Source organism: Thalassospira tepidiphila MCCC 1A03514, assembly GCF_001662875.1.
Lineage (GTDB): Bacteria > Pseudomonadota > Alphaproteobacteria > Rhodospirillales > Thalassospiraceae > Thalassospira > Thalassospira tepidiphila.
Genome location: NZ_JPVZ01000005.1, coordinates 63,900 through 90,467 on the forward strand (window position 1 = coordinate 63,900; position 26,568 = coordinate 90,467).

23 protein-coding genes, 1 tRNA gene and 1 pseudogene are annotated in these 26,568 nt (G+C 51.6%); 11 read left to right on the forward strand and 14 right to left on the reverse strand.

Translation table 11 applies throughout. The annotated features are described in order from the left end of the window. Positions 1–24: 24 nt before the first annotated feature. The 9 genes from TH4_RS12390 to TH4_RS12430 all read right to left on the reverse strand — a co-directional run bounded on the left by TH4_RS12390 (position 25) and on the right by TH4_RS12430 (position 9,785). On the reverse strand, positions 25–711 hold the full coding sequence (locus TH4_RS12390) for a DsbA family oxidoreductase (protein WP_083997084.1): 687 nt from the start codon (positions 709–711) through the stop codon (positions 25–27). A gap of 6 nt (positions 712–717) precedes the next feature. After that, on the reverse strand, positions 718–1,941 hold the full coding sequence (locus tag TH4_RS12395) for a phosphopentomutase (RefSeq protein WP_064781352.1): 1,224 nt from the start codon (positions 1,939–1,941) through the stop codon (positions 718–720). A 59-nt stretch (positions 1,942–2,000) separates the two neighbouring features. After that, positions 2,001–2,834: a deoxyribose-phosphate aldolase gene (deoC, locus tag TH4_RS12400; RefSeq protein ID WP_245227856.1), complete on the reverse strand. Its 834-nt coding sequence runs from the start codon at positions 2,832–2,834 to the stop codon at positions 2,001–2,003. A gap of 181 nt (positions 2,835–3,015) precedes the next feature. Continuing rightward, complete coding sequence (locus tag TH4_RS12405; RefSeq protein ID WP_064781353.1) at positions 3,016–4,155, reverse strand: succinylglutamate desuccinylase/aspartoacylase family protein; 1,140 nt, start codon at positions 4,153–4,155, stop codon at positions 3,016–3,018. 115 nt (positions 4,156–4,270) lie between these two features. Continuing rightward, a complete protein-coding gene (locus tag TH4_RS12410; RefSeq protein WP_008891029.1) occupies positions 4,271–5,017 on the reverse strand; it encodes an ABC transporter permease in 747 nt (248 codons plus the stop codon). 3 nt (positions 5,018–5,020) lie between these two features. Further along, positions 5,021–5,713, reverse strand: coding sequence for an ABC transporter permease (locus TH4_RS12415; protein ID WP_064781354.1), 693 nt, complete (start codon positions 5,711–5,713; stop codon positions 5,021–5,023). A gap of 114 nt (positions 5,714–5,827) precedes the next feature. Further along, entirely contained in the window at positions 5,828–6,625 is a 798-nt protein-coding gene (locus TH4_RS12420) for a transporter substrate-binding domain-containing protein (RefSeq protein ID WP_063089584.1), read from the reverse strand. 88 nt (positions 6,626–6,713) lie between these two features. Continuing rightward, positions 6,714–7,487: an ABC transporter ATP-binding protein gene (locus tag TH4_RS12425; protein WP_063089583.1), complete on the reverse strand. Its 774-nt coding sequence runs from the start codon at positions 7,485–7,487 to the stop codon at positions 6,714–6,716. Between the two features lie 351 nt (positions 7,488–7,838). Then, on the reverse strand, positions 7,839–9,785 hold the full coding sequence (locus TH4_RS12430) for a methyl-accepting chemotaxis protein (RefSeq protein ID WP_064781355.1): 1,947 nt from the start codon (positions 9,783–9,785) through the stop codon (positions 7,839–7,841). A 291-nt stretch (positions 9,786–10,076) separates the two neighbouring features. On the opposite strand from TH4_RS12430, the gene TH4_RS12435 reads away from it, so the two are divergent. Together TH4_RS12435 and TH4_RS12440 are read left to right on the forward strand one after the other, a co-directional pair. Continuing rightward, on the forward strand, positions 10,077–11,051 hold the full coding sequence (locus TH4_RS12435) for a TAXI family TRAP transporter solute-binding subunit (protein ID WP_064781356.1): 975 nt from the start codon (positions 10,077–10,079) through the stop codon (positions 11,049–11,051). Between the two features lie 113 nt (positions 11,052–11,164). Continuing rightward, positions 11,165–13,405, forward strand: a complete 2,241-nt coding sequence (locus tag TH4_RS12440) for a TRAP transporter permease (protein ID WP_064781357.1) — start codon at positions 11,165–11,167, stop codon at positions 13,403–13,405. An 87-nt stretch (positions 13,406–13,492) separates the two neighbouring features. On the opposite strand, the gene TH4_RS12445 is transcribed toward TH4_RS12440, so the two are convergent. Continuing rightward, entirely contained in the window at positions 13,493–13,831 is a 339-nt protein-coding gene (locus tag TH4_RS12445) for a zinc ribbon domain-containing protein YjdM (protein ID WP_064781358.1), read from the reverse strand. A 201-nt stretch (positions 13,832–14,032) separates the two neighbouring features. Here TH4_RS12445 and TH4_RS21035 point away from each other — a divergent pair. The 3 genes and pseudogenes from TH4_RS21035 to TH4_RS12455 all read left to right on the forward strand — a co-directional run. After that, positions 14,033–14,233 (forward strand): annotated as a pseudogene (locus TH4_RS21035) (DUF6538 domain-containing protein); the annotation flags it as partial. Positions 14,234–14,257: 24 nt separating this feature from the next. Next, on the forward strand, positions 14,258–15,874 hold the full coding sequence (locus tag TH4_RS12450) for a tyrosine-type recombinase/integrase (protein ID WP_167351216.1): 1,617 nt from the start codon (positions 14,258–14,260) through the stop codon (positions 15,872–15,874). 155 nt (positions 15,875–16,029) lie between these two features. After that, positions 16,030–17,148 carry a DNA-methyltransferase gene (locus TH4_RS12455; protein WP_083997086.1) on the forward strand — a complete coding sequence of 373 codons (1,119 nt, stop codon included), beginning with the start codon at positions 16,030–16,032 and terminating at the stop codon, positions 17,146–17,148. On the opposite strand, the gene TH4_RS12460 is transcribed toward TH4_RS12455, so the two are convergent. Then, the gene (locus TH4_RS12460; RefSeq protein WP_064781360.1) at positions 17,122–17,724 is read right to left on the reverse strand and encodes a hypothetical protein; all 603 of its coding nucleotides are present in this window, start codon (positions 17,722–17,724) and stop codon (positions 17,122–17,124) included. The two genes, TH4_RS12455 and TH4_RS12460, sit on opposite strands and share 27 nt — an antisense overlap. A gap of 856 nt (positions 17,725–18,580) precedes the next feature. Between TH4_RS12460 and mobQ the strand changes: the two genes are divergently transcribed. Then, the gene (gene mobQ, locus TH4_RS12470) at positions 18,581–19,393 is read left to right on the forward strand and encodes a MobQ family relaxase (protein WP_064781362.1); all 813 of its coding nucleotides are present in this window, start codon (positions 18,581–18,583) and stop codon (positions 19,391–19,393) included. 166 nt (positions 19,394–19,559) lie between these two features. Here the strand turns inward: mobQ and TH4_RS12475 are convergent, their stop codons facing one another. The 3 genes from TH4_RS12475 to TH4_RS12485 form a co-directional block, all read right to left on the reverse strand. Next, on the reverse strand, positions 19,560–20,600 hold the full coding sequence (locus tag TH4_RS12475) for an AAA family ATPase (RefSeq protein WP_064781363.1): 1,041 nt from the start codon (positions 20,598–20,600) through the stop codon (positions 19,560–19,562). A gap of 193 nt (positions 20,601–20,793) precedes the next feature. Beyond that, entirely contained in the window at positions 20,794–21,162 is a 369-nt protein-coding gene (locus TH4_RS12480) for a hypothetical protein (RefSeq protein WP_064781364.1), read from the reverse strand. 207 nt (positions 21,163–21,369) lie between these two features. Then, positions 21,370–21,459: transfer RNA gene (locus TH4_RS12485), tRNA-Ser, on the reverse strand. 161 nt (positions 21,460–21,620) lie between these two features. Between TH4_RS12485 and TH4_RS12490 the strand changes: the two genes are divergently transcribed. The 5 genes from TH4_RS12490 (at position 21,621) to tmk (ending at position 26,567) form a co-directional block, all read left to right on the forward strand. Then, entirely contained in the window at positions 21,621–22,445 is an 825-nt protein-coding gene (locus TH4_RS12490; protein ID WP_064781515.1) for a YdcF family protein, read from the forward strand. A gap of 23 nt (positions 22,446–22,468) precedes the next feature. Beyond that, positions 22,469–23,473 carry a lytic murein transglycosylase gene (locus TH4_RS12495; protein ID WP_064781365.1) on the forward strand — a complete coding sequence of 335 codons (1,005 nt, stop codon included), beginning with the start codon at positions 22,469–22,471 and terminating at the stop codon, positions 23,471–23,473. A 72-nt stretch (positions 23,474–23,545) separates the two neighbouring features. After that, complete coding sequence (locus TH4_RS20965) at positions 23,546–24,592, forward strand: septal ring lytic transglycosylase RlpA family protein (RefSeq protein ID WP_064781366.1); 1,047 nt, start codon at positions 23,546–23,548, stop codon at positions 24,590–24,592. A gap of 143 nt (positions 24,593–24,735) precedes the next feature. Next, a complete protein-coding gene (locus TH4_RS12505) occupies positions 24,736–25,914 on the forward strand; it encodes a D-alanyl-D-alanine carboxypeptidase family protein (protein WP_064781367.1) in 1,179 nt (392 codons plus the stop codon). Beyond that, a complete protein-coding gene (tmk, locus tag TH4_RS12510) occupies positions 25,911–26,567 on the forward strand; it encodes a dTMP kinase (protein WP_064781516.1) in 657 nt (218 codons plus the stop codon). Before TH4_RS12505 ends, tmk begins: the two co-directional genes overlap by 4 nt. The last annotated feature ends 1 nt before the right edge of the window (position 26,568 follow it).

The window sequence follows — 26,568 nt, forward strand, 5'->3', positions numbered from 1 at the left end:
TTTCAATTCTCAATGGGTTCTTGTTTAGACCGGAATTTCTTCCTGCCGCGCCAGTCGGATCATACGTTGAAGGATATCGGGTTCCTGTGCGCCGGACAGGGCATGGCGGCTGTTAAACAGGAAGCACGGTACACCGGTCACGCCCATCTGATGCGCGACCCGGTTTTCCTGACTGACAAATTCCCGATCCATGTCACCGGCAAGATATTCCAGAATTTCGTTTCTGTCTTCGCCATGGCGAACTGCGATATCGGCCAGAAGTTCATGATTGCCGATATCCTGACCTTCAAGGAAATAGGCTACAAACAGATCTTCGACCAAATCATTGCCAACCGCTGGCCGTTCTGCACACACCTTGTAGATCAGGCGATGAGAGTCCGTTGAATCCGGCGTTACGTTGATCAGATCAAACCTGAACGGGATACCGACCGCAGCCCCGGCATCCTCGATCGCCTTGTAAACCCGTTCGGCACTTTCGCTTCCGCCGAACTTTGCGGATAAATAAAGTTTGCGATCAATGCCGCCGCTCGGCATATCCGGGTTAAGCAGGAAGGGGCGCCAATGAATGATCAGGTTATCAAGCTTTTCGCGTGACAACGCTTTTTCAAGGCGCTTCTTGCCGATATAGCACCACGGACAAATCGTATCGACAATCGCCTCGATCCTGATCGGCGAGTTTGAAGCTTCACTTTGTCTGAACTGCCAGTTCATTCCACTTTATCCATTCAAGAAAGACGTTCCGGTCGCCAGCGGCGCAATCCCGAGATGATCGGCAACCGTTTGGCCGATATCGGCAAAGGTTTCGCGCATCCCGAATGGTCCTGGCGCAATCGCCGGTCCAAAGGCAAGGATCGGCACAAATTCGCGTGTATGGTCATTGCCGCGCCAGGTCGGGTCACACCCGTGATCGGCCGTAATGATCACCAGATCACTAGGTTTTAACGCGGCGCGCAGTTCCGGAATTCGTTGATCAAATTCCTCAAGCGCGTTTGCATACCCGGCGACATCACGACGGTGACCGAATTCCATGTCGAAGTCCACCAGGTTGGTGAACACAATGCTGTTATCCGGGGCTTCGTCGATTTCTTTCATCATGGCATCAAACAGCGCCATATTCCCCGACGCCTTGACCTTTTTGGCAATACCGCGATGGGCATAGATATCGGCGATTTTGCCAACCGAAATCACCATGCCACCGGATTTGCTGAACAGATCAAGCAGCGTTGGTTTATGGGGCGGAACGGCAAGATCACGACGGTTCGAGGTCCGCTTGAAATCAGCAGGCGTTTCACCAACAAACGGGCGGGCAATCACACGGCCAATATTATAGGGTTCAACCAGTTTGAAGGCGATTTCACAGACTTCATAAAGGCGTTCCAGACCAAAATGCTCCTCGTGGGCGGCGATCTGAAACACACTGTCGGCCGAGGTATAACAAATCGGTTTTCCGGTTTTGATATGCTCTTCGCCAAGCTCTGCGATGATGGTCGTGCCCGATGCATGGCAGTTACCAAGAATGCCCGGCAATTTTGCCTGCTCGATCAGGGCATCGGTCAGTTCCGCCGGGAATGTCGGGACGGTCAGGGGAAAATAACCCCAATCGAAATCCACCGGCACACCGGCAATTTCCCAATGACCGCTTGGCGTATCCTTACCGCGCGATAGTTCCTTGGCGTGGCCAAATGCACCGATCATTGCACCGCCATGATCAAGCCCGGGCGGGACACGACCTGTGGCATCCTTGGCAGCCTCGCCAAGACCAAGTGCGACCATGTTCGGCACATTCAGTGGACCACTGCGCTTGTCGCTATCGGCAAGGCCTTTGGCGCATTGTTCTGCGATATGGCCAAGGGTATCAGAACCCTGATCACCGAATTTTGCCGCGTCCGGTGCCGAACCGATCCCGAAGCTGTCCGCCACGATAATGATGGCACGTGCCATTGATGTCTTCCTTCAAACCTTATCCGGGCAATGCGATGCCCAGCAGATAGTCATAAATTCTAGTAGTTGCCAGTCACAGCCGGTGCATCACCCGGTTTCGAACCACAGGTTTCAAGCAACGCGGTCAAAACGCCACTTGCCCCGAAACGGAAGGTTTCCGGCTTTGCCCAGCCTTCGCCCATGATGTGATCGGCAATCGCAAGATAAAGGGCGGCGTCCTCGGTTGATTTAACTCCGCCGGATGCCTTGAAGCCGGCATTAATACCATCCTCGTCGCGGGCATCACGAATGGCCGTTAGCATTGCAACCGCGGCTTCGGGCGTTGCGCCGACAGATACCTTGCCGGTCGATGTCTTCACGAAATTCGCCCCGTGCTTGATGGCCAGCCGGGCGGCATCGTAAAGCTTGCCAAGATCATCAAACTCGCCGCTTTCAAGGATCACCTTCATGGTGGTCATGGTTCCGCATGCCGTGCGTGTGGCATCGACAACATCCGTTGCGGTCGCGACATCGCCTTCAAGAAATGCCTTGTAGGGGAAGACAAGATCGATCTCGTCTGCGCCCTTGGAAACGCAATTTGCGGTCTCGTCGGCAACACGCTGGGCATTGGTGCCGCCTTCTGGGAAGTTCACCACAGTTGCGGTTTTCACACCTGACTGGCCGAGTGCCCGCCAAGAGGTTTCGATAAACGGGGCATAGACGCAAACAGCTGCTGTGTTTCCTTCAGGCGTTTGCGCGCGTTTGCACAGGGCTTCGATGACCTGTTCATTGTCATCATCATTCAGACTGGTCAAATCCAGAACAGAAATCGCGCGGCGCGCCGTCTCGGCATCTGCCACGGCCTTGTTCTTGGCAACTGAAATGACTTCTGAAACAGTTCTCGGATCGAACATCAAACATTCCTTGCAACGCGCCATGCGCGGTTCGTCAATATCGGCAAAATCGGTGACCATCTGGCCCGAATGAGAAAGACGGATCAACGAGGGCCTGAAGGGTATCCAACCTTCATTCGGCAATCAATCGATCCGTCTCAAAATACAGTGTCAATCAGAACGCGGAAACGTCAAAGGCGCGCTATTTCGACAGAAGAAGCTGACCTTCACGTCCTTCAAGCGGTTTTTCACCCGCGACCGAACACAGATATCCGCCCGGAACGACAAGCCGAATACCAATACGGGAATACAGCACCCCGTCGGTTCGGCTGGAGAACGGGGTTTTTTCGCCGGTTTCACAATCAAGGACATAGCCAAGCTGCTGACCGGCTTTGACTTTTGCACCAGCCTCAACCGCGAAAACAACCATGCCACCATGTGACGCCATCACGCGATCCACACCGGCAAGCGGGGAGGCATCACATTTGGCGTCCGGCAGTGCGCCCGGATCACCTGCAATCAGACCACGGCGTTGCAGGAACTTGAACAGATTGGCGGCATCAGCGATTGCGTAATCATCATAGACATCGCGATCACCACGCAGCTCGATCGTGGTTGCCAGTGTCGCCATCAGGATCGGGAATTTGTCGCCATAAGCACGGCGAAGTTCGACCCAGGGGCGGCTGAATGCCTCGTCAAACGGGTTGTCGCCACTGATTTCTGCAATCAGGCTGCATTCTGATCCGATCTGTGCCGAAAGATCCGCCGCATCCGGCCAGTTATGGTCGCTGATGTAAAGATGCATCGGCGCTTCCCAGTCGCAATGCAGATCCATGACGTAGTCGGCATCAATCGCAAGCTCAGCCAGTGTCAGACGCAAATCCTGCAGATCGGTCAGCGGGCTGACATCCTTGCGGTGTTCCTTGATCAGGCGGCGCAACTCGGTCCGGATTAATGCAACGTTGGCCTCGGCATCCTGACCCAGTTTGCCGTCAACGGCATCAATAAGTGCTGCACTCAGATCCGGGTAGTGACGGTTAAAGTTCTGACCACTGCGCATTTCGAAGCGGCCAAGCGGCTTCATATCGACATACTGGGTAAAACCGATCGGATTGGCGAAGGGAACAATAACGATTTCACCGGTAATGTCGCCCTTGGCGTCTGCGTCCTTCAGAAGTGCCTCAAGATGGTGCAGCGTAATGACGCCGGGCAATTCATCTGCATGCAGGGCAGCCTGGAAATAGGCCTTTGGACCTTGGCCCGGTTTGCCAAAGCGCCGCACGGTCAAAGCGCGTGAGGTGCCCATTTGCGGGCGGACGAGTTCAATGCGTTCTTCTTGCATTTCGATATCCTGAAAGGTGGTGGCGTGGGGCAAATCAACCCGGCCGGATCAAAGCACCTTCGACACCATGCCGACAGGTACCTATCTCCGAATACCGGGTTTGATCGGGTATTTTTTAGGCCGAGGTTGCTGCTTTTGCTCTGCCTGTTTTGGGTTCGTTGCGCTGCTCACTGCGACGCAGATAGCGTTCGATCCCCTTGAAGCCAAAAGTCAGCGAGTAAACGATAATCAAATAGATCACACCGGCCGATATGAACGCCTCATAGGGAAGGGCGGTACGGGCAACGATTTTACGCGCAGCACCGGTTAGTTCCATCATGGTCACGGTCGATGCCAGCGACGTCGCCTTGAGGGTAAAGATCACATCGTTGGTGTAGGCAGGCCAGATCATCTGCCACATGCGGGGAAAGATAATGCGCCGATAGGTAATCCACGGCGACATGCCGCATGCACGGGCGGCTTCGAGTTCACCATTGGGCACGTTCTGGATGCCACCGCGCATGATTTCGGCAACATAGGCCGCCGTGTTCAGAACGAAGGTCAGCAGACAGTACCAATACGGGTCGCGCAGATAGGTCCAGGTCCAATGATCCTGAATGCCGTCGATGTTGGCAATCAGTTGCCCGACGCCATAATACATCATGAACAACTGCCCGATCAGCGGCGTTCCACGGAAGACATAGATGAAGGCAAAGGGCAGGGCCTGTATCCAGACCTTCTTCGAAACACGCGCCACAGCCAACGGAATGGCCAAAAGCGTACCAAGCGTCACCGAAATCACCAGCAGCTCGATGGTCAGCAAAAAGCCGCGCCATAGCCAGGTGTCGTACTTGCCAAGAACGTATATGAAATCTTCAAACATTTGCTACGCCCTCGCCACACCGCGGGCAGCCCGCTTTTCAAGATAGTTGAAGACTAGCAGCGAAACCGTTGTAAATGAAAGGAACATAAGCATCGCCACCAGATAGAAAGTGAACGGTGCCTTCTCTGTACCGGCGCCAATGGCGGCCTTTCGCATGATTTCCTCGACACCAACAACCGAAATAAGCGCGGTGTCCTTGATCAGGACCTGAAACAGGTTGTTAAGCCCGGGCAGGGCGAAACGCCAAAGTTGCGGTAGCTTGATGCGCATGAAAATCTGCATCGGTGTCATGCCGCACGCTGTCGCCGCCTCGATCTGACCAATGGGGATCGATTGCATGGCAGCCCGGAAAACTTCGGATGCGAATGCGCCCTGAACCAGGGCCAAGGCAGCAACACCTGACCAGAATGCAGGGATATCCACGCGGGTTTCCTTGCCGGAAATCGCTTCGGCAAGGCTTTGGACAGCAATGGTGCCGCCGAAATAAATCAACAAAATAACAAGCAGCTCGGGAATGCCGCGAATAAGAACGGTGTAGCTTTCCCCGATCACACGCAGTGTGCGATAGCGCGACAGCTTTGCTGAGGCGCCCAATAAACCAATAACAATCATGAATGGCAAAACGGTTAGGCAAAGCTGAACTGTGACCAGTCCCCCTTCAAGCATCTGCCAGCCGCGGCCGTATAAATCAAGCATGGTATCTCCAGCTTTCCTTGATGCCGAACGTGCTTTTCACCCCTGATTAAAAGCAACACCCAACAATAAGGGAGGGGCGGCGAACAATTCGCCGCCCCGGATAGATAAGGCAGATCAATTCGGATGCAGATCGATCGCCGGGAAGTATTTCTTGTTCAGTTCTTCGTAAGAACCGTTTTCAAGCATTTCAGCCAGGGCTTTGTTGAAGATTTCCTTCAGGTCCTGGTCTTCCTTGCGAATACCGATACCGGCACCTTCGCCAAACCATTCGCTCGGTGCGAACTGGTTTGAAACGAAGCCGTAACCGTTGCCTTCTTCGGAGTTTACCCATGCTTCGAGGGTACCGGAGTCAGCAAGGGTCGCGTCGACACGGCCAGCGGTCAGGTCAAGCAGGGCTTCGTCCTGGGTGCCGTACATGCGGATTTCGATACCCGGGAAGTTGTCTTCAAGGAAGTTTGCGTGCGTTGTTGAACGCTGAACACCGATCACCATGCCATCAAGCGCGTCTTCAATGACTTCGCCGTCTTTGTACGCGGTGATGCTCATGCCGTCCTTACCAACGAACACTGCCGGAGTGTTGCTGTAATAGTCGGAGAAATCGATGGAGCGCTTGCGCTCTTCGGTGATCGACATCTGAGCGATGATCGCGTCATATTTCTTGGCCAAAAGACCCGGGATCATGCCGTCCCAGTCCTGAGCAACGATTTCGCATTCGATCTTTGCGGTTTCGCAAAGCTTGTTGGCGAAATCAACGTCGAAACCGATGAGGTTGCCATTGTCGTCCATCATGTTGAACGGAGGGTAGGCACCCTCGGTCGCGATAACGACTTTTTCCCAGGCAGCACTTGCTGCCGAAGCACTCAGTGCAATGCCAATTGCTGCGGCAGATGCAACCTTGATCCAGTTTTTCATTCATAGTCTCCCTTGTTGATTGGAATGGCGCGCAACGACGTGCTCCCATTCTTGCGGCCAGAGCCAACCAGGCCCTGGTCTGCCCAAATCAGAAATCGCGCTGAAGAAACTGCTTCATGCGTTCCGATTTTGGATTCTCGAATACATCGGTCGGATTGCCGAATTCCTCAACCCGTCCCTGATGCAAATACATCACATGACTTGATACACCGCGCGCAAAGCCCATCTCGTGGGTCACGACAAGCATCGTGCGGCCTTCTTCGGCAAGATCGGTCATAACCCTGAGAACCTCACCGACCAGTTCCGGATCAAGTGCCGATGTCGGCTCGTCAAACAGCAAGACGTCAGGTGAAATCGCAAGCGCGCGCGCAATGGCTGCGCGCTGTTGCTGGCCGCCAGAGACATGACCGGGATAATAATCCCGACGTTCATACATACCGACCTTTTGCAGCAACGCGTCTGCGTTTTCGATTGCTTCTTTTCTCGGAACACCAAGCACGTGGATCGGTGCTTCGATGACATTCTCAAGAATGGTCAGGTGGCTCCAAAGATTGAAGCTTTGAAACACCATCGCAAGCTTGGTGCGAATACGCTGAAGCTGCTTCTTATCGGCGGCTTCCTGTGAGCCATCCTTGAGCCTCTTCATGCGGATCAGTTCACCTTTGACGTGAACAGCGCCAGCATTGGGCGTTTCAAGCAGGTTGATACATCTCAGAAACGTACTTTTGCCCGAACCGGACGAGCCAATAATCGAAATCACGTCCCCGGTATTGGCCGTAAGATCAATTCCTTTAAGAACTTCATGGTCCCCAAAGCTTTTGAACATCCCTTCGACCTGTAGGGCGGGTATGTCTTTGCTCATAACGAGTTTAAATTATCCCTGTTGAGAGTCTTCATTCTTCGTTCGTCTTAGCATCCCAAACCGGATGCTCCCCCACAAGACACGCCAAAGCGCCTCTCATTCCGTCAATAATTGCCTGTCCAACGAGAGCATTTCCACTGATATTTTGCAGTTTTATGAAGAAAACTGCGGTTTCAGACGGTTACACATCACCATTAACGACCGCATTGCACAAATCGTGCAGCAGTAAGGGATTTTACGCAATAAAAAACTACATGGATTTTAGGGAGAAGATGCGTCCACGACGGAATCCGACCAATGGTTGACAAAGACCACGGTCTCAAACCATGCAAACCAATGACCGTTTATAACCTAGTCGTTGTCGCGCACAGATTTCAGGAAGCCGATAACTTCTTCCCTGAGACGCTGGGCAAGTTTTCGCAATTCCTGGGAAGACGAAAGGAGCGAGTTGGCTTCCTCACTTACCATGTTGGCGGTATCAGAGACGGCCGACACATTTTGCGAGACTTCCTGTGTGCCCGATGCTGCACGTTGAACGCTGTCTGCAATCTCTTGTGTCGCAGCCCCTTGTTGCTCAACCGCGGCTGCAATGGCATTGCAGAATTCATTGATCCGCTCGATGGTTCCGGAAATAGACCTGATTTCGGAAACCGAACGGTTCGACGACCCCTGAATACCATCTACCTGAACCTGAATATCGCCAGTAGCCTTGTCCGTCTGATTGGCAAGCGATTTTACCTCGCCAGCAACAACGGCAAAGCCCTTACCAGCATCACCTGCACGTGCTGCTTCGATGGTTGCGTTTAGCGCCAGAAGGTTTGTTTGCCCGGCAATATCTTGAATGAGACCAACGACTTTGCCGATCCGTTCAGCAGCCTCGGCAAGCTCCGTGACCGTTGCAGAAGTACTGTTGACGCCCGAAACTGCCTCGGTCGCAACTTCGATTGATTGCGTAACCTGTGCCCCAATTTCGCGAATTGCAGCAGAAAGCTCCTCTGTTGCGGACGCCACCGCCTGCACGTTTTCCGTTGTTATGTTCGCAGCGCTCGAAACTGCGGCTGCACGGGCCGTCGATTCCTCTGCATTGGCAGATAACTGAGTTGCGACCGACTGCGTTTTTTCGGCCGCGTCAGCCACTGTCTCCACAATGGAAAGAACACTCTTCTCGAAATTGTCTGCCATTTGTTCCATGGCGCGTCTACGCGCCTCAGCCGCGTGTCTGGTTGCGGCTTCATTCTCGCTCGCCAGACGATCTACTTCTGCAGCGTTGTTTTTAAACACCAGAACAGCTGCGGCCATCGCGCCAATTTCGTCCTTGAGTTCCGTTCCCGGAACATCGACATCCCTCTGACCATTGGCGAGGCGGGTCATGGCTGACGTCATACTCATAACCGGCCGCGAAACCCAAATACGTACCAGCAGCCCCATCAGGCCCATTATGGCCAAAATGGCAATGATCGCGGTAATAATCGCTGTGTAGCGAAACTCGGTAAGCGACGCATATGCGGCATCGCGATCAAGTGCAAAGCCGAGATACCAGTTTACAGAAGGCAAGCCATTGACGCGGAAAAAGGTGAACAACTGATCGCCTGTGCCATCAATGATGTTCTCCATGCCTTCCTTTACCGTTGGTGTGTCGTCAGGAAACACTTCAGGCAGGGGTTTAAGGGTGAATTCCGCACTCGGGTGGATCAGCACCGTGCCCTCATCATTAACCAGAAAGCCATATCCGATCCCGCCCAGATCGATGCTGCGAACCAGATCACCAAGGATACCAATATCGATATCGCCGCCAACAACGCCGAGAAGGTTTGATCCATCAAAAACAGGTGTGGTCGCCGTAACAATAAGCTGACCGGTGGATGCATCGGTGTAGGGTTCGGTAAGCGTACTGTCACCGACAGAACCTGCATCTGCATACCATGGGCGTTGGCGCGGGTCGTAGTCGGGCGGCAGATCATCGGGCGGATACATTGTCATCACACCGTCAGCACTGCCGAAATATGAAAAGATAAATGACTCGGCAAATGCCTCACCGCTTGCGACTTCAGAGACATTGGCGGGGGAACTGTCACGGGCAATATTGTTGGCGAGGCTCTCAACCAACAGGCGCCGGCCATCAAGCCAGTTTGAAATGCCGGCAGTGGCCAACGAACCACTCTCGGTCAATTTAGCCACAAGCGCATTCTGGATGTATGTTCGTTGCTGATAGTCGAAATAGAGGATGAATGCCGTGAACGTCGCAACAACGATCATTGCCGCAGCAAGCAATATCCGGCTACCAATATTGAGCGACATGCACCAATCCTCCGGAAGAAGTACATTACATTAAACAAATGTGGTTGCGTAACGCGATTACAAGCACTTGGTGCCGCGAACATTCAGGCTTTCGAAAAACTGATCCATCAGAATGTCTTCTCATTGCGGGATGCAACTAAAGTAGCACCCGACAAGAGATCGACATCACTATGAAATCTCTTTGTTTTCGGTATTGATTAAGAACCACATTGCTATCAACTTTGAGTTTCCCCATATGAGGAAATGACTTGTGGCGAACTCTCACAAAATACCGATAAACGGAGGAAATTAATGAAACGCGCATTATTTGCAGGGATGGCGGTCGCGTTCGCGTTCGGGAGCACTGCTGCCGTAGCTCAGGATCGGTCTGACTGGCCGGAGAGCTTTACCGTTGGTACAGCTTCACAGGGCGGTACCTATTTCGCGTATGGTTCTGGCTGGGCGAACCTTGTGGCGGAAGAACTCGGCATCTCGGGTGGCGGTGAAGTCACTGGTGGCCCGATGCAGAACATGGCCCTTGTCCATACCGGTGAAGCCGCCTTTGGTATGACAACGATGGGGCCGGCTGCGGAATCACTCGCAGGTACGAACCCGATTGCACCGGGTCTTCAGATGACCAACGCCTGTGCAATGTTCCCGATGTACCAGACACCGTTCTCGATCACAGCTCTCTCTTCCTCGGGAATTACCTCGGTTGCTGACATTCCGGCGGGTGCCAAAATCGGCTTTGGTCCGGCAGGTTCAACCTCGGATACATATTTCCCGCGTATGCTTGAGGAACTCGGTGTTGACTTCGAACGTCGTAATGGCGGCTGGGCCGACCTTGGCGGCCAGCTGCAGGATGGTCTGCTTGACGTGATTGCGTTCGCCGCAGGTGTTCCGGTTCCGGCTGTCAGCCAGCTTGAAGTACAGACTGACGTGAACATCATCGAATTCACCGAAGCTGAACAGAAACAGATCATGGATGCCTTCCCGGTATCCGAGTTCGACATCGCAGCCGACACCTACACCACGCTGACCGAACCGGCCCGTTCGGTTTCGATGTGGAACTTCGCGATCGCCAACTGCGAGCTCCCGGAAAGCTTTGTTTACGCCGCCACCGACGTTGTGATGTCTGACAACGAGCGGATGGTATCAATCCACCGTGCTGCCCGTTCGACTGTTCCGGCAAACTGGGACAAGAACAAGGTCATGAAGTGGCACCCGGGTGCTGCCAAGTGGTTCAACGAAAATGGCGCATCCATTCCGGCAGACATGATCCACTAATTTTTGTCTGTTAAACATCTTGAAGGCGGACTGTCCGGGCGGACGGTCCGCCATCTTTCAATTATCAGCTTGCCTGTGGCCAAAAACAAACTTGCGTGAGAGCGGGGGAACAGATGACAAACAAAAGCCAGGTGGAAGACGAACACCTTATTGCCGATGGTGTTGACGAAGAGCCGGTCGAACATAATCGACGTCTTTTCGAAGGCAGTGGCCTGACCTTTATCACGATTTCCGCTGCAATCTATGCAGCCTTCCACATGCTTGCACTGAATGGTGTTTCGCTCTCGGGTATGACCGGCGGGATTGTTAATCTGCCATTTCTTCCCGACTTTCCGCTTGAGACATGGAACTTCCGTATCGTTCACGTTGCGGGCGCGCTTGCGCTTGGTTTTCTGTGGTACTCAGCCAACAGTTTCAATGACAGCCCTGGCACAGGTACACCGCTTTTGGGGTATCTGTCATATGTTCTTCTCGTGCCGGCATTTATGGCGACCGGCATGGCATTTAGCTTCGCGCTCGACATCCAGAACGGCGTGATGTGGAACGGCATTGATGCGACAATCAAGTTTAATGAAACCTGGCTTTTCGGAACACCGCTTCTGGTGGCCACGGTCGGCGGTATTGTTTTGTCCTGGTTCCACAAAACATCGCGCGACAAATATTCTGCCCCCGACTTCGTGCTGTGCGTCTGTGCCTTCGCGGTCGCTGTTTATCTGATCACGATCTATGGCACATTGATGCGCAACTCGACGGGTACACCTTTTGCGCCAATCGGGATTTCGATCGCCGCCGTTGCTGGCACATTGCTGATCATGGAGCTGACCCGAAGGGTTGCCGGTCTGGCACTGGTGGTCATTGCGACCATCTTCCTGATCTACGTTTTCGTTGGTGAATTCCTGCCAGGGTTCCTGCAGTCACCATCCGTTACATGGCAGCGTTTCTTTAGCCAGGTTTACACTGACGCAGGGATCCTCGGCCCGACGACGGCCGTTTCCTCGACCTATATCATTCTCTTCATCATTTTCGCAGCCTTCCTGCAAGCTTCCAAAGTTGGCGACTATTTCGTGAACTTTGCCTTCTCTGTCGCTGGTCGTGCCCGTGGTGGCCCGGCAAAGGTTGCGATCTTTGCATCCGGTTTGATGGGCATGATTAATGGTACATCTGCCGGGAACGTGGTGGCGACTGGTTCGCTCACCATTCCGCTGATGAAAAAGGTCGGCTATCACAAGAAGACCGCTGGTGCGATTGAGGCTGCGGCCTCAACCGGTGGTCAGATCATGCCGCCGATCATGGGGGCAGGTGCCTTCATCATGGCCGAGATCACGGGCATTCCATATACCGAGATCGCGATTGCAGCTGTCATTCCGGCCATCCTTTACTTCGTGTCGATCTATTTCATGGTCGATTTTGAGGCCGCGAAACTTGGCATGCGCGGCATGCGCGAAGATGAATTGCCGCGCTTTGATGTAATGATCAAAAAGGTATTCCTGTTCCTTCCGATCATCATTCTGATCATTGCACTGTTCCTCGGCTATTCTGTGATCAGGGCAGGGACCCTTGCCACCGTTGCGGCTGTCGTTGTCAGTTGGTTAACTCCAAATCGCGTGGGGGCCCGGTCGGTTGCCAAGGCCTTTGAGCTGGCAGGCGGCATGTCGATCCAGATCATCGCGGTCTGTGCCTGTGCAGGTATCATTGTCGGTGTAATTGCGCTCACCGGGGTTGGTGCACGCTTCTCCAACCTTCTGCTTGGTTTGGCCGAAGCCTCCCAGCTTCTGGCACTGGTCTTTGCCATGCTGATTGCCATTTTGCTTGGTATGGGAATGCCGACAACGGCGGCCTATGCGGTTGCGGCGTCTGTGGTAGCACCTGGCCTGATTGAGCTCGGAATTGAACCACTTACGGCACACTTCTTCGTGTTCTACTTTGCTGTGGTTTCGGCGATCACACCACCAGTGGCGCTGGCATCCTATGCTGCGGCCGGGATATCCGGGGCCAACCCGATGGAAACATCGGTTGCGTCATTCAAGATCGGTATTGCCGCTTTCATCGTCCCGTTCATGTTCTTCTATAACTCTGCCATCCTCATGGACGGCACCTATCTTCAGATAGGTCAGGCGCTGATTACCGCCGTTGTGGGCGTATTCCTTCTGTCGTCTGGCGTTCAGGGCTGGTTCCTTGGCCGTTCAGCGGTTTGGTTCCTGCGCATTCTGCTTGTTATCGCAGCTTTGTTCATGATCTCCGGCGGATTGATCACGGATCTGATCGGGGTGGGGATGGCAATCGGCACGCTCTTTATCCAGCGTATTTTAAAGCCGAAACCAGGAACGACATTCCGGACAGGCGGGGCTGACTAAGCTCTGAGAGACAAATACCCATAAAAAGAAAAAGCGCACCACATTCGGTGCGCTTTTTTGCTTTTGGTCGAACTTGTATTGAGTTGCCTATTCAGCAACCTTCTTTACGAACTCCGATTTCAGCCCCATCTGACCGATGCCCGGGATCTTGCAATCGATATCGTGATCACCGTCAACAAGGCGAATGCCCTTAACCTTGGTGCCGACTTTGACGACAGTTGAGGATCCTTTGACCTTAAGGTCCTTGATTACTGAAACCGTATCGCCATCGGCAAGTGGGGTGCCATTGGAATCGCGAACAACATTTGCATCCGACTGACCCGTTGCAAGCGACCATTCGTGGGCGCATTCAGGACAGATCAACAAGTCGCCGTCTTCGTAGGTGTATGGGGATTCACATTTGGGGCAGGGTGGCAGTTCGCTCATATCAGTGACCTTTCGACGATTATGACGTCCTGACAGATACGGCTTGGCAGCACGCAGAGAACATCACCGTGCGACTACTGAACTGGCTTTTGCACTGTCTTGGAGTAAGTGGCGGAGAGGGTGGGACTCGGCAACCATTCCGATCCTAATCCTCAAACCATTAAAGATAAATAAAAACATTAGGTTAGCTTGTCAAGCGGTGTGACACAGGAGTGTGACACATTGTCAAAGCAAAGCCATCTTTTTCGTCGTGGGGCAGTGTATTATTTTCGAATGCGCGTCCCCGCAGACCTCAAAAACCGGATTCACCAGTCAGAACTTCGTTTTAGCCTTAAAACCCGGAACTTTGCTCTTGCCAAAGTTGCTGTGCTTGGGTTGCATACACGCGCCTATACTTTGTTTCATCGCATAAGGAGTTGTCCGAGAATGAACGACAAGGAAATTGTCGATATGATTCTCACGTTCTTTCATAACGAGAGCAGTGAGGATTTTCATTTACGTCAGATGGCAGTCATTCCGGAGATGCACCGCGAAGAGTTCAAAGAGATTTCGGAAGAACGAATAAAAAGCCGTGACGCTGTGGACGCCGAGATCGTCGAAAACCTTCAAAATGGTGATTTCAGTGCCGTAGAAGGAGATGTTTGGCAAGAGCTTCTGATGAGGGATCGGCTTGATCTCGTTGATGAAGAAAGCATCATCTATCGAAAGCTTTGCTATGGATTTCTGAGGGCAAGGCGCGAAGCAAACCGACGGGCTTCAATGGAAGATAAATTAGACTTCAATGCAAACTTCCAAGACCCCTTATTTGATCCAGATCGTTCAATTGAAGAGATTGTCCGTCTTTTCCGGCTCAGCACAGGCATAATTCCGAATGAAGATTACTGCGAAAATGCCCCTGCATCACAAGCGACGTCATCAAAGCAGGCGCCAGAGCAGAGAAATGGGCAGAGATCAGGCATAAAACCGACTGTAACAGAGTTGTTTGAAAAATGGTGTCGCTTCCAGTCTGTTGCGATCAAGACGGCAACAGACTTTGAAACTCAGATAAAGCGTTTTTGCGATCTTGTCGGCGATCGGCCCGTTGATGAAATTACTTCCGATGACATCATATATTTTAGAGATGAAGTTGAAAAACTGCCTGTAAGAATGACGCATAAACAGCGAAAAATGGGCACAAAAGAGCTAATTTCTTCATTGGAAGGCAGAGAGGAGATCCCCCGTCTCAAGCCCCAGACAGTCAAAAACAAGTCACTAGCCGCAATCAGCGCTGTTCTGGGCTTCGCGGTCAAGGAAAGGATATTGAATGAGAATGTTGCTCAACGCATTGGCGTGAGAAAACCAAAAGAGCACGAAAAAGAAGTTAAAGGCCTGTTCTTCTCCTCGGATCGATTGCAGATGATTTTAAATTCTCCGGTTTTTTCTGAAGGCTTTCGTCCACTTGGAGGGGCCGGGGAGACGGCTTTTTGGGTGCCTATGATATGTATGTTTACCGGTGCACGGTTGACTGAGGTCTGCGGTCTAGAGATCGCGGATGTTGGTTGTGAGAAGGGGGTTGATTACTTCTTCATACGCCATAACAAGACACGTGATTTGAAGTCAGATTCAACGATCCGAAAAATTCCAATTCATTCAAAATTGCTTGCATGGGGGTTCAAGGATTATCTAGAGACCCAACGAAAAGCGGGGCAAGACCGTGTTTTTGAAAAAGTTAATGCAGAAGGGCCAAGTATCAGTTCTGCGTGGTCTGCGTGGTGGAGCAGATATCTCCGCAAAAAGATTGGCATTCTTGACCCAAGGGTAAATTTTCATTCCTTTAGGCACACCGTAAGGCGCGAACTTCTGGACAAGGAAGTCCGGGAATCTATTGTTGACGCTATATTGGGGCATTCGAATGGAAATGTTTCAGAGCGTTATGGCCGTGATGAAGATGGGCTTTCTTATTCAATGCAGAGATTGAAGCCGGCTATCGAAGCTCTGACTTACGAGCACGTGGATTTTTCACGGCTACAGAAACCTAAATACAAAACAGCGAGGAAGCGGTAGTCGCAATATATCCAGTATATGTTGTGCTGTTACGTTGAGGGATACCTTTGGGATGGGGAAAAAAAGAACTTAACGCCAATTCAAGGAGGTTGACTTTCGCCTCAGCATGTTGCATCAAAAGACGTCCAGACGTCTTTTGATGTGAGTTTTTAAATATGTCACTTGCTCCCGGTAGTGTTCGAGATTCTATTGTTAGTTATCTGTCGATGATAAAGACAGATGCTAGCGTAAAAGATATTCAAGAGGCCGTTCGGCTGTCTATAGGTGGGGTTTCTCCATCGTCCGTTCGGTCTTATCTCAATCTAAACACTCCGGAAATTTTTGTGCGAGTTTCTCGCGGGCGCTATCGCTTGCGAGATGGGGATAGCGAAAGAGATGGACGTCAAATTACTGGCCAGCCGGTTATAGAGATCGGTAAATCCAAGCTTTATCATTCCGACTGTTTTGAATGGCTTGCTCAGCAGAGAGATTGTTCTATCCACGCTGTGGTTACGGACCCACCGTATGGCTTGATAGAATATACGAAGAAAGAACAGACAAAACTCCAAAGTGGCAAAGGTGGGATTTGGCGTATTCCACCAGCGTTTGATGGTCACCAGCGCGCGCCATTGCCAAGATTTACGGTGCTTGGAGATGAGGATCGGAAAGCGCTATATAGGTTCTTTAAAAAACTAGGCGCATTGGTTAATCGAGTGGTTGTTCCTGGCGGGAACATCGTTGTTGCCAGTAATCCTTTGTTATCGCACTTGGTTGCCTCGGCAATGTGTGAGGCAGGTTTGGAACGTCGTGGGAGTATAGTGAGGTTGGTTCAAACAATGAGAGGGGGAGACCGGCCGAAAAATGCACACGAAGAGTTTTCTGAGGTTAGTGTTTTGCCTCGGTCAATGTGGGAGCCTTGGGTGGTATTTCGCAAACCTCTTGAGGGACGGGTGCAGGATAACTTGAGAAAATGGAAAACCGGAGGGTTTCGGCGCCCTTCTGACGAACGCCCCTTCGGTGATGTCATCAAATCAAGTCCGACACCAAAAAGGGAGAAGAAAATCGCAGAACACCCCTCGCTCAAACCTCAGGCTTTTCTTCGCCAACTTGTTCGTGGTGTCCTTCCGCTAGGCGAAGGGGTTGTTCTTGACCCGTTTGCAGGGTCGGGGTCTACGCTTGCGGCGGCCAATGCTCTCGGATACGAAAGCATTGGAGTCGAGCTTGATCAGCGATATGTCGATATTGCTAGAAATGCAATGCCTGAGTTATCATCTATCAAGATAGACCCAATTTGATCGCAGTTTCTTCAGGCCGTTTCTGTCCAATGTTGCCGTTCTTGTCCCAAGTTCGCCTCGAGCATTTTTCCGGAAATCTGTGAGAGTTACATGCCCTAAATACACTTCGGTGAATTTCATGGGGGCCCGATGAATTGCGGGCTCCGTCGCATGATCGGTTTGATATACAAACACGCACATCCACTGCTCTCTTGCTCCGTGCGTATCCACACCGCCACCGGGCTTTCGCGTGCTCTTGATTTCTATACCATGCTCTCCCGACGCAATGCTGTTATTCGGATATTTCCCTTGGACAATTAGGTCGGGGTGGCCGTTGAAATGCTTGTTCTCTGCAAGTGTTCGCGCGTGTTTCGCCATGCTGGCCGTTAGCATGTCCGAAATCATTCCGGACATGGCCGCAGGGCGTAGCATGTCATCCATCCTGTGAAGCCCTTTGGCGAGCAATAATTTATTCACATCGTAGAAGAAGTCATAAACGTCCTGCATTGCCATCTGGAAATCTACTAGACGCAGAGAATATGGAAGATCTGCGTCTTTTCGTAGTGCATCAAGATTGACTTCTTGTCGCGTTAACATCTGGTTTCGAACTCCTGATTGTCCTCTATGATGGTTTTTCTAACCCGGCTGTTCTCGTATTGCTAGTAGAGATGAAGGTTACCTGGTTGGACAGGGAGGATTGTTTCGTCGAGGCGTGATAGTTGCGGGGCTACTGGCTATTGTGAATTTTAGACATATATTCTCATATATTAATATTTTTGGCGGGTGTCTGCATGGTTAAAGTGATCGATTGGAAGCAAGAACGACAAAGACGGGAAGCAATCTACCACTCTCTGGTGCATGAGGCTCGCCCCGAGCAATATTTGTTTAGTGCGAAAGCTTTTGTGAGGGGGCAGACTAAATCTAACCGGCAGGCTCTAGCTCAATTTTTAAAGCTTCCTGATGAAACAGCACTATGGCCTGCGATGGATACACCTTCTTTTCTGACTCCGGGCGTAATTTGGCGCCTTTGCCTTTGGGGATGGAACCCCTACCAAGAACGAGCGCCGAAGCGTAGCCGATCTGGTTAGTCTAATCCGAACATTCTCCGGTCTGCTGGGAGGTTGAGAGCATCGCTCAAAAGCTTGCGCGCGATCTTCCTGTTTGTGCCCGACCCCATCAGCGCCCATTCCATCACATTTGCTAGCATAGCCCGGCGCTTTGCGTGCATTCGTTCCTGTGCTAGTCGTGCTTGAGCTTTTTTCCGCTGTTCTTTTGCTCTCGCTTGTCGCTTTTCTCTGTCTGATATCGACGATGACATTTTCACCTCCTTGATTGCTTTCATAGGATATGGTGGTGTTATCGAATTGTTTCCATTGGAAAATTCTCCGCTTCAGTCCCATTTCTTTCCACATAAGGGCGCAACTTAGCAATCTGCCGATTGCGAGGAGGAGAAATGGCAATTTTCTATTTGGCGGTGCAGTCAGTAAGGCGAGGAGACGGGCGCAGTGCTGTAGCATCCTCAGCATATAGAGCTGGGGAAAAACTCTATGATGAGCGAACCGGGGAGACTTTCAATTACGCGCGGAGGAATGGCGTTGTTGCCTCTGGGCTGATCGGCTGGCAGGGAGACAGGGCTAGTTTATGGAATGGTGCAGAAGCTTCTGAGAAAAGGAAAAATTCTGTTGTTGCTCGTGAAATTGTAATTGCTTTGCCCTGTGAGCTGGATGACGTTTGTCGTGCGGAGCTTGTCGAGGGTTTCGCTCTATGGCTTCACTCACGTCATGGTGTTGCAGTTGATTACGCAATTCACTCCCCGGACAAGGATGGAGATAACAGAAATCACCACGCTCATTTGATGCTAACAACAAGGAAAATTGTGGGTGGCTGTATGGGGGCGAAAACGAGAGAGCTCGACCAGAAACAACATTCACGTAAGCACATTGAGATGTGGCGTAGCCACTGGGCAAGTCTATGTAACCGGGCCTTGGATTTCGGTGGGGTTAATGTGGCTTTGGATCATCGTTCATATGTGCGACAGGCAGAACCGTTTGGTTTAGTTCCGCTGGAGCCACAGAAGCATTTGGGGCCTTCGGAAACGCGCCTGAGCAGAAAGGGAAGAATCACGGCGAAGGCAAAGCAAAATGCTTGGGCTAGGGCGGTCAATGCTGTTTCACATCAGACTGGTAGGCACTTTGGAATGGGCGTGATCAAGGGGGTGAATGCAATGATTGGCGTAGTAGGAAAAGATGGACCACAAGTGAGATAATTTGTTTTTCTCACAATTGAGTCTATATGAAAACTGTGAAGAAAATAGCGTTTCTCACCGCCGGATAGCTGGCTTTGAATTAGTCTGCAATTGTGCGCGTGATTTCTCCGATGGAAAACCAAAGCCCGCCATTTTGGCGGGCTTTTGGGTTTTCGGTTGGTTTACGTCAGTTCGCAATAAATTTTCCGTCAACCTCTGAAACCAGCTTTTTCTTGATCAGGGAAAATTTTGCATCCCGGAAAGCGCGACGGTTATCTACTCCGGTGCACTCATTAAATGCAGTTTGCCATTCCTCCTCTGTTAGGCCGGATACAGGTGCTTGGTTTAAGGCCTCAAGGGCGATCAACTGATTGCGTCCTGTTGGTCCGTTGCTTCTGCCTTTTGCTTGTTGAGAAATCTTATCAAATAGAGCAACGGGCACCTCAATTAGCTCCCCATCCTCATCGAACCCAAGCTCTACTAGTTCATAATGGCCTGAGATCACAATTCCATCAGGGGCGTCTTTTTGCTTTTCGACAACAGCTTCAAAGCCTTTTCCATCGGTCGCAGTGACATGAATGATTGTATCAACCGCACCGGGTAAAACAGTGCTTCCTCTTGCTGAGCCTTGCTTTGCTTCATGATGAACAAGGCAGACTGAGCATCCCAATGCTCGTTGAATGATTTGGCACGCTGAAACGAGTTGTGCCATTTCGTCGGCTCGGTTTTCGTCCCCGGCAAAGCATCTGGAAAGTGTGTCTATGAACACAATACCGATTTTCTGACCTGCGAGCTTATGAACAATAGCGAGGACAAAGCTTTCAAGGTCGCTGTCGTCAAGGAGAGAAACTGGGCAATCCAGATAAAGAACATCCCCCTCTGAATCTTCTGGGACATTCCGATATATCCGATGAGCAGTAACGCGGTTACTAGCTCCTGCTACACCCTCGGCGGCAACATATACAATCTTAGCTTTGTTTGTTCTGCGTCCAAGTATTTCATACCCGTTTGCAATGCTCTGTGTCAGGGCAAGGGCAATGTGACTCTTCCCCGCGCCGGGGGCGCCATACATCAGAATGAGAGAGCCTGTGGGAATAAGATGCTTAACAAGCCATTGCGGGCCAGGAAGGTTTATGAGTTCTTTTTCACTGAGGAGTTTGAAGCGTGGCTCGAAATCAGCTTCAAAAGCGGAAGATTTATCGATTTTTCTAATGGAAATATGAGACATAGTAGGAATATCCTTAATAAAAAATGCCAACGGAATTGATGGCTTTTCGGATATTCGTTCAAAAAAAATTCAGTCAACAGACTGCTTCATTTTTTTTCAACAAGAAGACGGATGGACGGTTTTCTATACAAAACCGTCCATCCGTCTTTTTAATTGAAAGGCGCCTCGTCTTTGAGAGCGGGAAGGGCCTAGCTTAGCTGTTTTTCTGAAGTTCTTCCCATTCCCTTACTAGATCCATAACGACAGGCTTAGCGTTCTCAATCATTTCTTGGGGGCCAAATTTGCTTTCTAATTGGGTTAGTCCACGCCTCAACGAAGGACCAAGTTCAACGCTTGCTTGGTGAACGGAAAGGTTGCCCGTTTCAAGAATAGCTAAAACTTGAAGGGAGGGACCCGATGTGCCGTTGTCCAAAACGGAGTGAAAAAAGTTATTTGTAAAGCCAAGGTGCTTGGCAATCTTGTTTCCGAACTTGCGCCCTTTGCGTAGTCCGCCTTTCGTCCATATGAGGATCATGAAAGCGATCCACACAGAGAGCAAGGCGACTGCTATGTAAGAAAACATTTGGATCCCCTCGATTGATGCAGTCTACCATTTCAACTTTATGGCGAGAGCATAGCAATGGGAGGTGTTTTGTTGAAAGCATTAAACTGCGAAAGCTGGTAGCCGAGCCTTGGCGACTGTGACACAATCGTGATACACAGAATTTTTAAACCAATCGCTTACAGCGCTAGCCTAAAATCTTTGTTTTTCAGTGTTTTATCTGGAAAATGGCGGAGAGGGTGGGATTCGAACCCACGGTACCCGTAAAGGCACGGCGGTTTTCAAGACCGCTGCATTCAACCGCTCTGCCACCTCTCCGCAAAACTGGTTGGAGCGTTTCGCTCTGGGCGCTTTCAATAAATTGGGGAGAATGACCTGTCAATAGGGCAATCCAATATTGCAGCGAATGCTGGTGATTTATCCTGATTTCAGTATGGTAATGACATTCGATAAACCAATTCTTTTTGGAATTCTCTAACGTGTTCTACTTCCTGTCCAAAACGCTGAGTGTTCTGATCAATACAGCGTTCATGCATGGCCTTTTGCTGGCCATTCTGTTTTGCCTGTTGACCATCAAGCGAACGCGCCGATTTGCGATAAGAGGGCTGGTTTTCGTGACTGGATTCTCTTTGCTAATTACGGTTATTCCTGTTGGCACAATCTTGTCACGCGCACTTGAAACCCGCTTTGATAAACCTGTTCTTACAGAGCAGGAGTTTGCCGGAGCGATAACTCTGGCAGGTAGTCTTGACCCTTCCAGTTACCTTAAACGCGGTGAAGTGCATGTCGGTGCTTCGGCAGATCGTCTCTTTACCATGCTGCGCTTCGCCAGCTTGTATCCCGACAAACCTGTCTTGTTTACCGGTGGGGATGGCAATCTGACAGAGCGTGGATTTAGCGAAGCAGTCGTCCTTGAAAACTGGTTGGACGAATCGGGCCTGAAGACGTCGAACATGTATTTTGAAGAAAAATCGCGGAACACGCACGAGAACGCGACGAAATCTCTGGAGATGGTCTATCGCGACTGGCCTGAACTTGCCAAAAAGCCTTGGGTACTAATCACTTCGGCGCAACATATGCCAAGGGCGGTAGGTGTATTCCGTCAGGCCGGCTGGAATGTGATCCCGTATCCGGTCGACAGATTCACCTCAGATGACATCCATTTAGCAAGTCTTAACGTCTCTGACGGTATCAAATCGTTGGGCCGTGCTTTACGGGAATGGGTTGGTTTGACCGCCTATTACTGGACCGGCCGGACAGATGCATGGTTCCCTGGGCCGCAAAATCCTGGGGCGGAAAACTGATTATATGATTGGATGAGGCTTAGATGAAATTCTGGAAACTACTGACTGCCGCCTCCGTCGTTGCTGTGATGGCGGCAAATGCACCGGCCTTTGCACAGACCGATGAGAAACTTCCAGAATTCACTACCGAGGGATTTGACGAATGGCTCGTTGAATTCAAAAAGGAAGCCGCAAGCAAAGGCATTTCCGATGCCACACTCGACGTTGCCTTTGCCAATACCAAACCGATCCCCAAAGTGATCGAATATGATCGTAGCCAGCCGGAATTCAAACTGACCTTTGAACAATATCTTGATCGGGTTGTGCCGCAATCCCGCATCAATGAAGGTCGTAAGAAATACGCCGAAAACCGCGAAATCATTGACGCTGCGGCCAAGAAATACGGTGTTCCGGGTCATTACCTGACAGCCTTCTGGGGCATTGAAACCGGATTTGGTCGTTTCACCGGCGGATACTCGGTTGTTGATTCACTTGCCACCCTGGCATTTGAGGGACGTCGCGCCGAGTATTTCCGCAAGGAATTGATGAATGCGCTGACCATCATCGATGCTGGCCATATCGCGCCGGAAAAGATGTCGGGCTCTTGGGCCGGCGCCATGGGACAGGCGCAGTTTATGCCATCGACCTTCCTGAATTACGCACGCGACGGAAACGGTGACGGTAAGATTGATCTTTGGGGGGCAAAAGAAGACGTCTTTGCCTCTGCGGCAAACTATCTTTCCTCTGTCGGATGGCATGCAGACGAGCGCTGGGGCCGCAAGATTTCGCTGCCGGAAAACTTCAATACCGAGTTTGAAGGTCGCGATATCCGCAAACCAATTTCTGAGTGGCAAGAACTGGGTGTTCGCATGCCAAACGGTGCAGATTTGCCTGCGGCAGATATGGAAGCATCAATTGTCATCGTAAATGACGGTGAAGGTCCCGCATATATGGTTTATAACAACTTCCATACCATCATGCATTGGAACCGTTCGACTTACTTTGCGATTGCGGTTGGTACATTGGCCGATGCGATTGCCGGTCGTTAAAAACAACGTCCGGAAAACGGACATCTTGTCTGAACGAGCATGGACAGAGCATCTACAAGCGGGGACACCTTGATGCCCAAACCACGAAAAAGTGCCTTCGCACACCTGCGAGCCAAATGCCGCATCACCCTTGCGGTTGCAGCATTTGGCATATTGCTGGCGGGCTGTGCTGAAACGCAACTGGCTGTCCATGGCGTTAAACGGCTTGGCGGTCAGTCACAACAACCTGCCCAAATCGGAAACTACAAGATCGGTAATCCATATGAGATTGCCGGCCAGTGGTATTATCCGGCCGTAGATTACGAATACACCGAAACCGGTATTGCATCCTGGTATGGCCCCAAATTCCATGGCAAGAAGACCGCCAACGGCGAGATTTTTGATCAATATGAAGTTTCGGCCGCCCATCGGACTTTGCCACTGCCGAGCATCGTTCGGGTGACAAACCTTGAAAACGGCAAGTCGATCAAGGTTCGGGTCAATGACCGTGGACCATTCGCGCATGGGCGGATCATCGATATGTCGCGCCGCGCTGCCCAGCTTCTTGGGTTCGAGCGAAAAGGGACAGCCAAGGTCCTCGTTGAAGTGGTTGAAGCCGAAAGCCGTCAGATCGCAGCAATCGCGCAAGGTAAAGCCGCCCCGCAAGTTACCTCGGCCGAACAAAGCACCGTTACAGCGGCACCGCGTGATGTTGTCGAAACAGTCCGTCTTGATGACGGACCGATTACCGATGCAGGCGAACCGACCACTTCGAGTATCAAACTGACACCGCCGTCTTCCAGCGCCAGTGTCCAGTCCGCACCACTTGATGGCGTGGTCGAAGAGGCCGCCGTAGTTGAAGTTGCGCCTGTCGCATCGTCTTCGATCTATGTCCAGGCAGGTGCCTTTTCCATTTATGACAATGCCTTAAACCTGCGCAATCGCCTTTATGATCTTGCGCCCAGCAAGATTGAGTCGATAGATGTCAAGGGAACGACCTTTTACCGCGTGCGGCTTGGTCCGTTGGAAACTGTCCCGGAAGCGGACATCCTGCTTGAACGGGTGATTGCAACCGGCCAAAACGGGGCAAAAGTTGTCGTTGAGTGTGCTGATGGCGGCTCGGCGACATCGGTCTGTTGATTGAAAAAAGCAGGTTATGCTACCGCTTTAAAATGCCGGGCTTGTTGGTGTTGCACAATTCTGCCGAATTTGCGACATAAGCAAATCAGCGGATACACCGTTCCCCGGTGCATAGAGAAATTATTTTACAGGGTTAGAATGCCATGACTTTGATGCCGCCAGTTCCGTTCAAAAACACTCTGAACCGGGTAGTGGCCGGAGCCTTCATTGTTGGCTCAGTCATGGCAATGTCGATGAGCTTTGCAAGCGCGCAGGCAATAGAGACCAGCGCACGTGAAGCTTTCATTATGGACTTCGATACCGGCGCTGTGCTGCTTGATAAAGAAGGGGACACCCTGACCGAGCCGGCATCGATGACCAAGATGATGACCGTTCACATGCTGTTCAAGTATATCAAGGACGGTCGCGTTTCGATGGACGACACCTTCCACGTCAGCGAGAAAGCCTGGCGTAAGGGCGGATCGAAAATGTTTGTCGAGGTGAACTCGAACGTTTCGGTCTCTGATCTGCTGCACGGTATTATCGTTCAGTCGGGAAATGATGCCGCAATCGTCGTCGCAGAGGGAATTGGTGGATCCGAAGAAGCCTTTGCCGAGGCGATGACCGAAGAAGCCCGCGCCATCGGCATGACAAAGTCTGTCTTTAAGAACGCCACAGGCTGGCCGGCGGACGGCCACCTTGTCACGGTTCATGATCTTGCCATCCTTGCGCGCGACACCATTCGCAATTTCCCTGACCTTTACGAGCTCTATTCCGTCAAGGAATTCACCTATAACGGTATCCGTCAGCCCAACCGTAACCCGCTATTGGGCACGAGTGCCGGTGTTGACGGCCTCAAAACCGGTCACACCGAAGCGGCGGGATACGGTCTTACGGCGTCAGCCGAGCGTGACGGACGTCGGTTGGTCCTGGTGGTCAACGGTCTGGATTCTGTACGTGAACGTCGCACGGAGTCCCAAAAGCTTCTGGATTGGGGTTTCCGTGAATTTGACAACTACGATCTGTTTGCCGAGGGCGAAACCGTGAGTTCCGCCAATGTTTGGCTGGGTTCGGAAACCAAGGTTGATCTTGTCGCTGACAAGGAGATCCTTTTGACACTGCCGCGCAGTGCGAGCCGCGATATGAAGGTCACCGTCGTCTATGATGGCCCGGTGCCGGCCCCGATCAGCCAGGGCGATCAGATCGCAACACTCAAGGTCGAAGTCCCGGACCGGGACACCATCGAGTTCCCGCTTTATGCCGCCCATGATGTCGGACGCCTTGGATTTGTTGGCCGTATTGGCGCAGCCTTCAAATATCTTCTGTGGGGGGCAAACGGGTGAAGTCGAAGCCCGGTTTGTTCATCAGTTTCGAAGGCGGTGAAGGCAGCGGAAAGTCCACCCAGATCCACCATTTGGCAACCTGGTTCCGCGAGCAGGGCCGGGAAGTTGTAGTTACACGTGAACCTGGCGGCTCGCCGGGTGCCGAGGAAATCCGCAACCTTATTCTGACGGGCGATCCCGGTCGCTGGGACGCCGTAACCGAGGCGCTTCTGATGTTTGCGTCGCGTCGCGATCATGTTGAACGCACCATTCGTCCGGCCCTTGCCGAGGGAAAAGTCGTTCTTTGTGACCGGTTCGCGGACTCATCGGTTGTCTATCAGGGCTATGGCCATGGCCTTGGTGCAGACTATATCCGCAATCTCTGGAAACTGGCGATCGGCGATTTCAAACCTGATCTGACCGTAATTTTCGATCTGCCGCTTGAAGTTGGTCTTGACCGAGCTGGGGCACGCTTTGCCAATGTCAGTGCCGCCGAGGACCGCTATGAACGCATGGGACTTGCATTTCACGAGCGCATACGTGACGGTTACCGCGAAATTGCAGCAACTGAAAAAGACCGTTGTGTCGTCATTGACGCCAGTGGAGACATCGAAAGCGTAGGTGAACGTGTCATCGCCGCTGTTCAGGGGCGCATTGCCGGGCAGGGGACCTGAT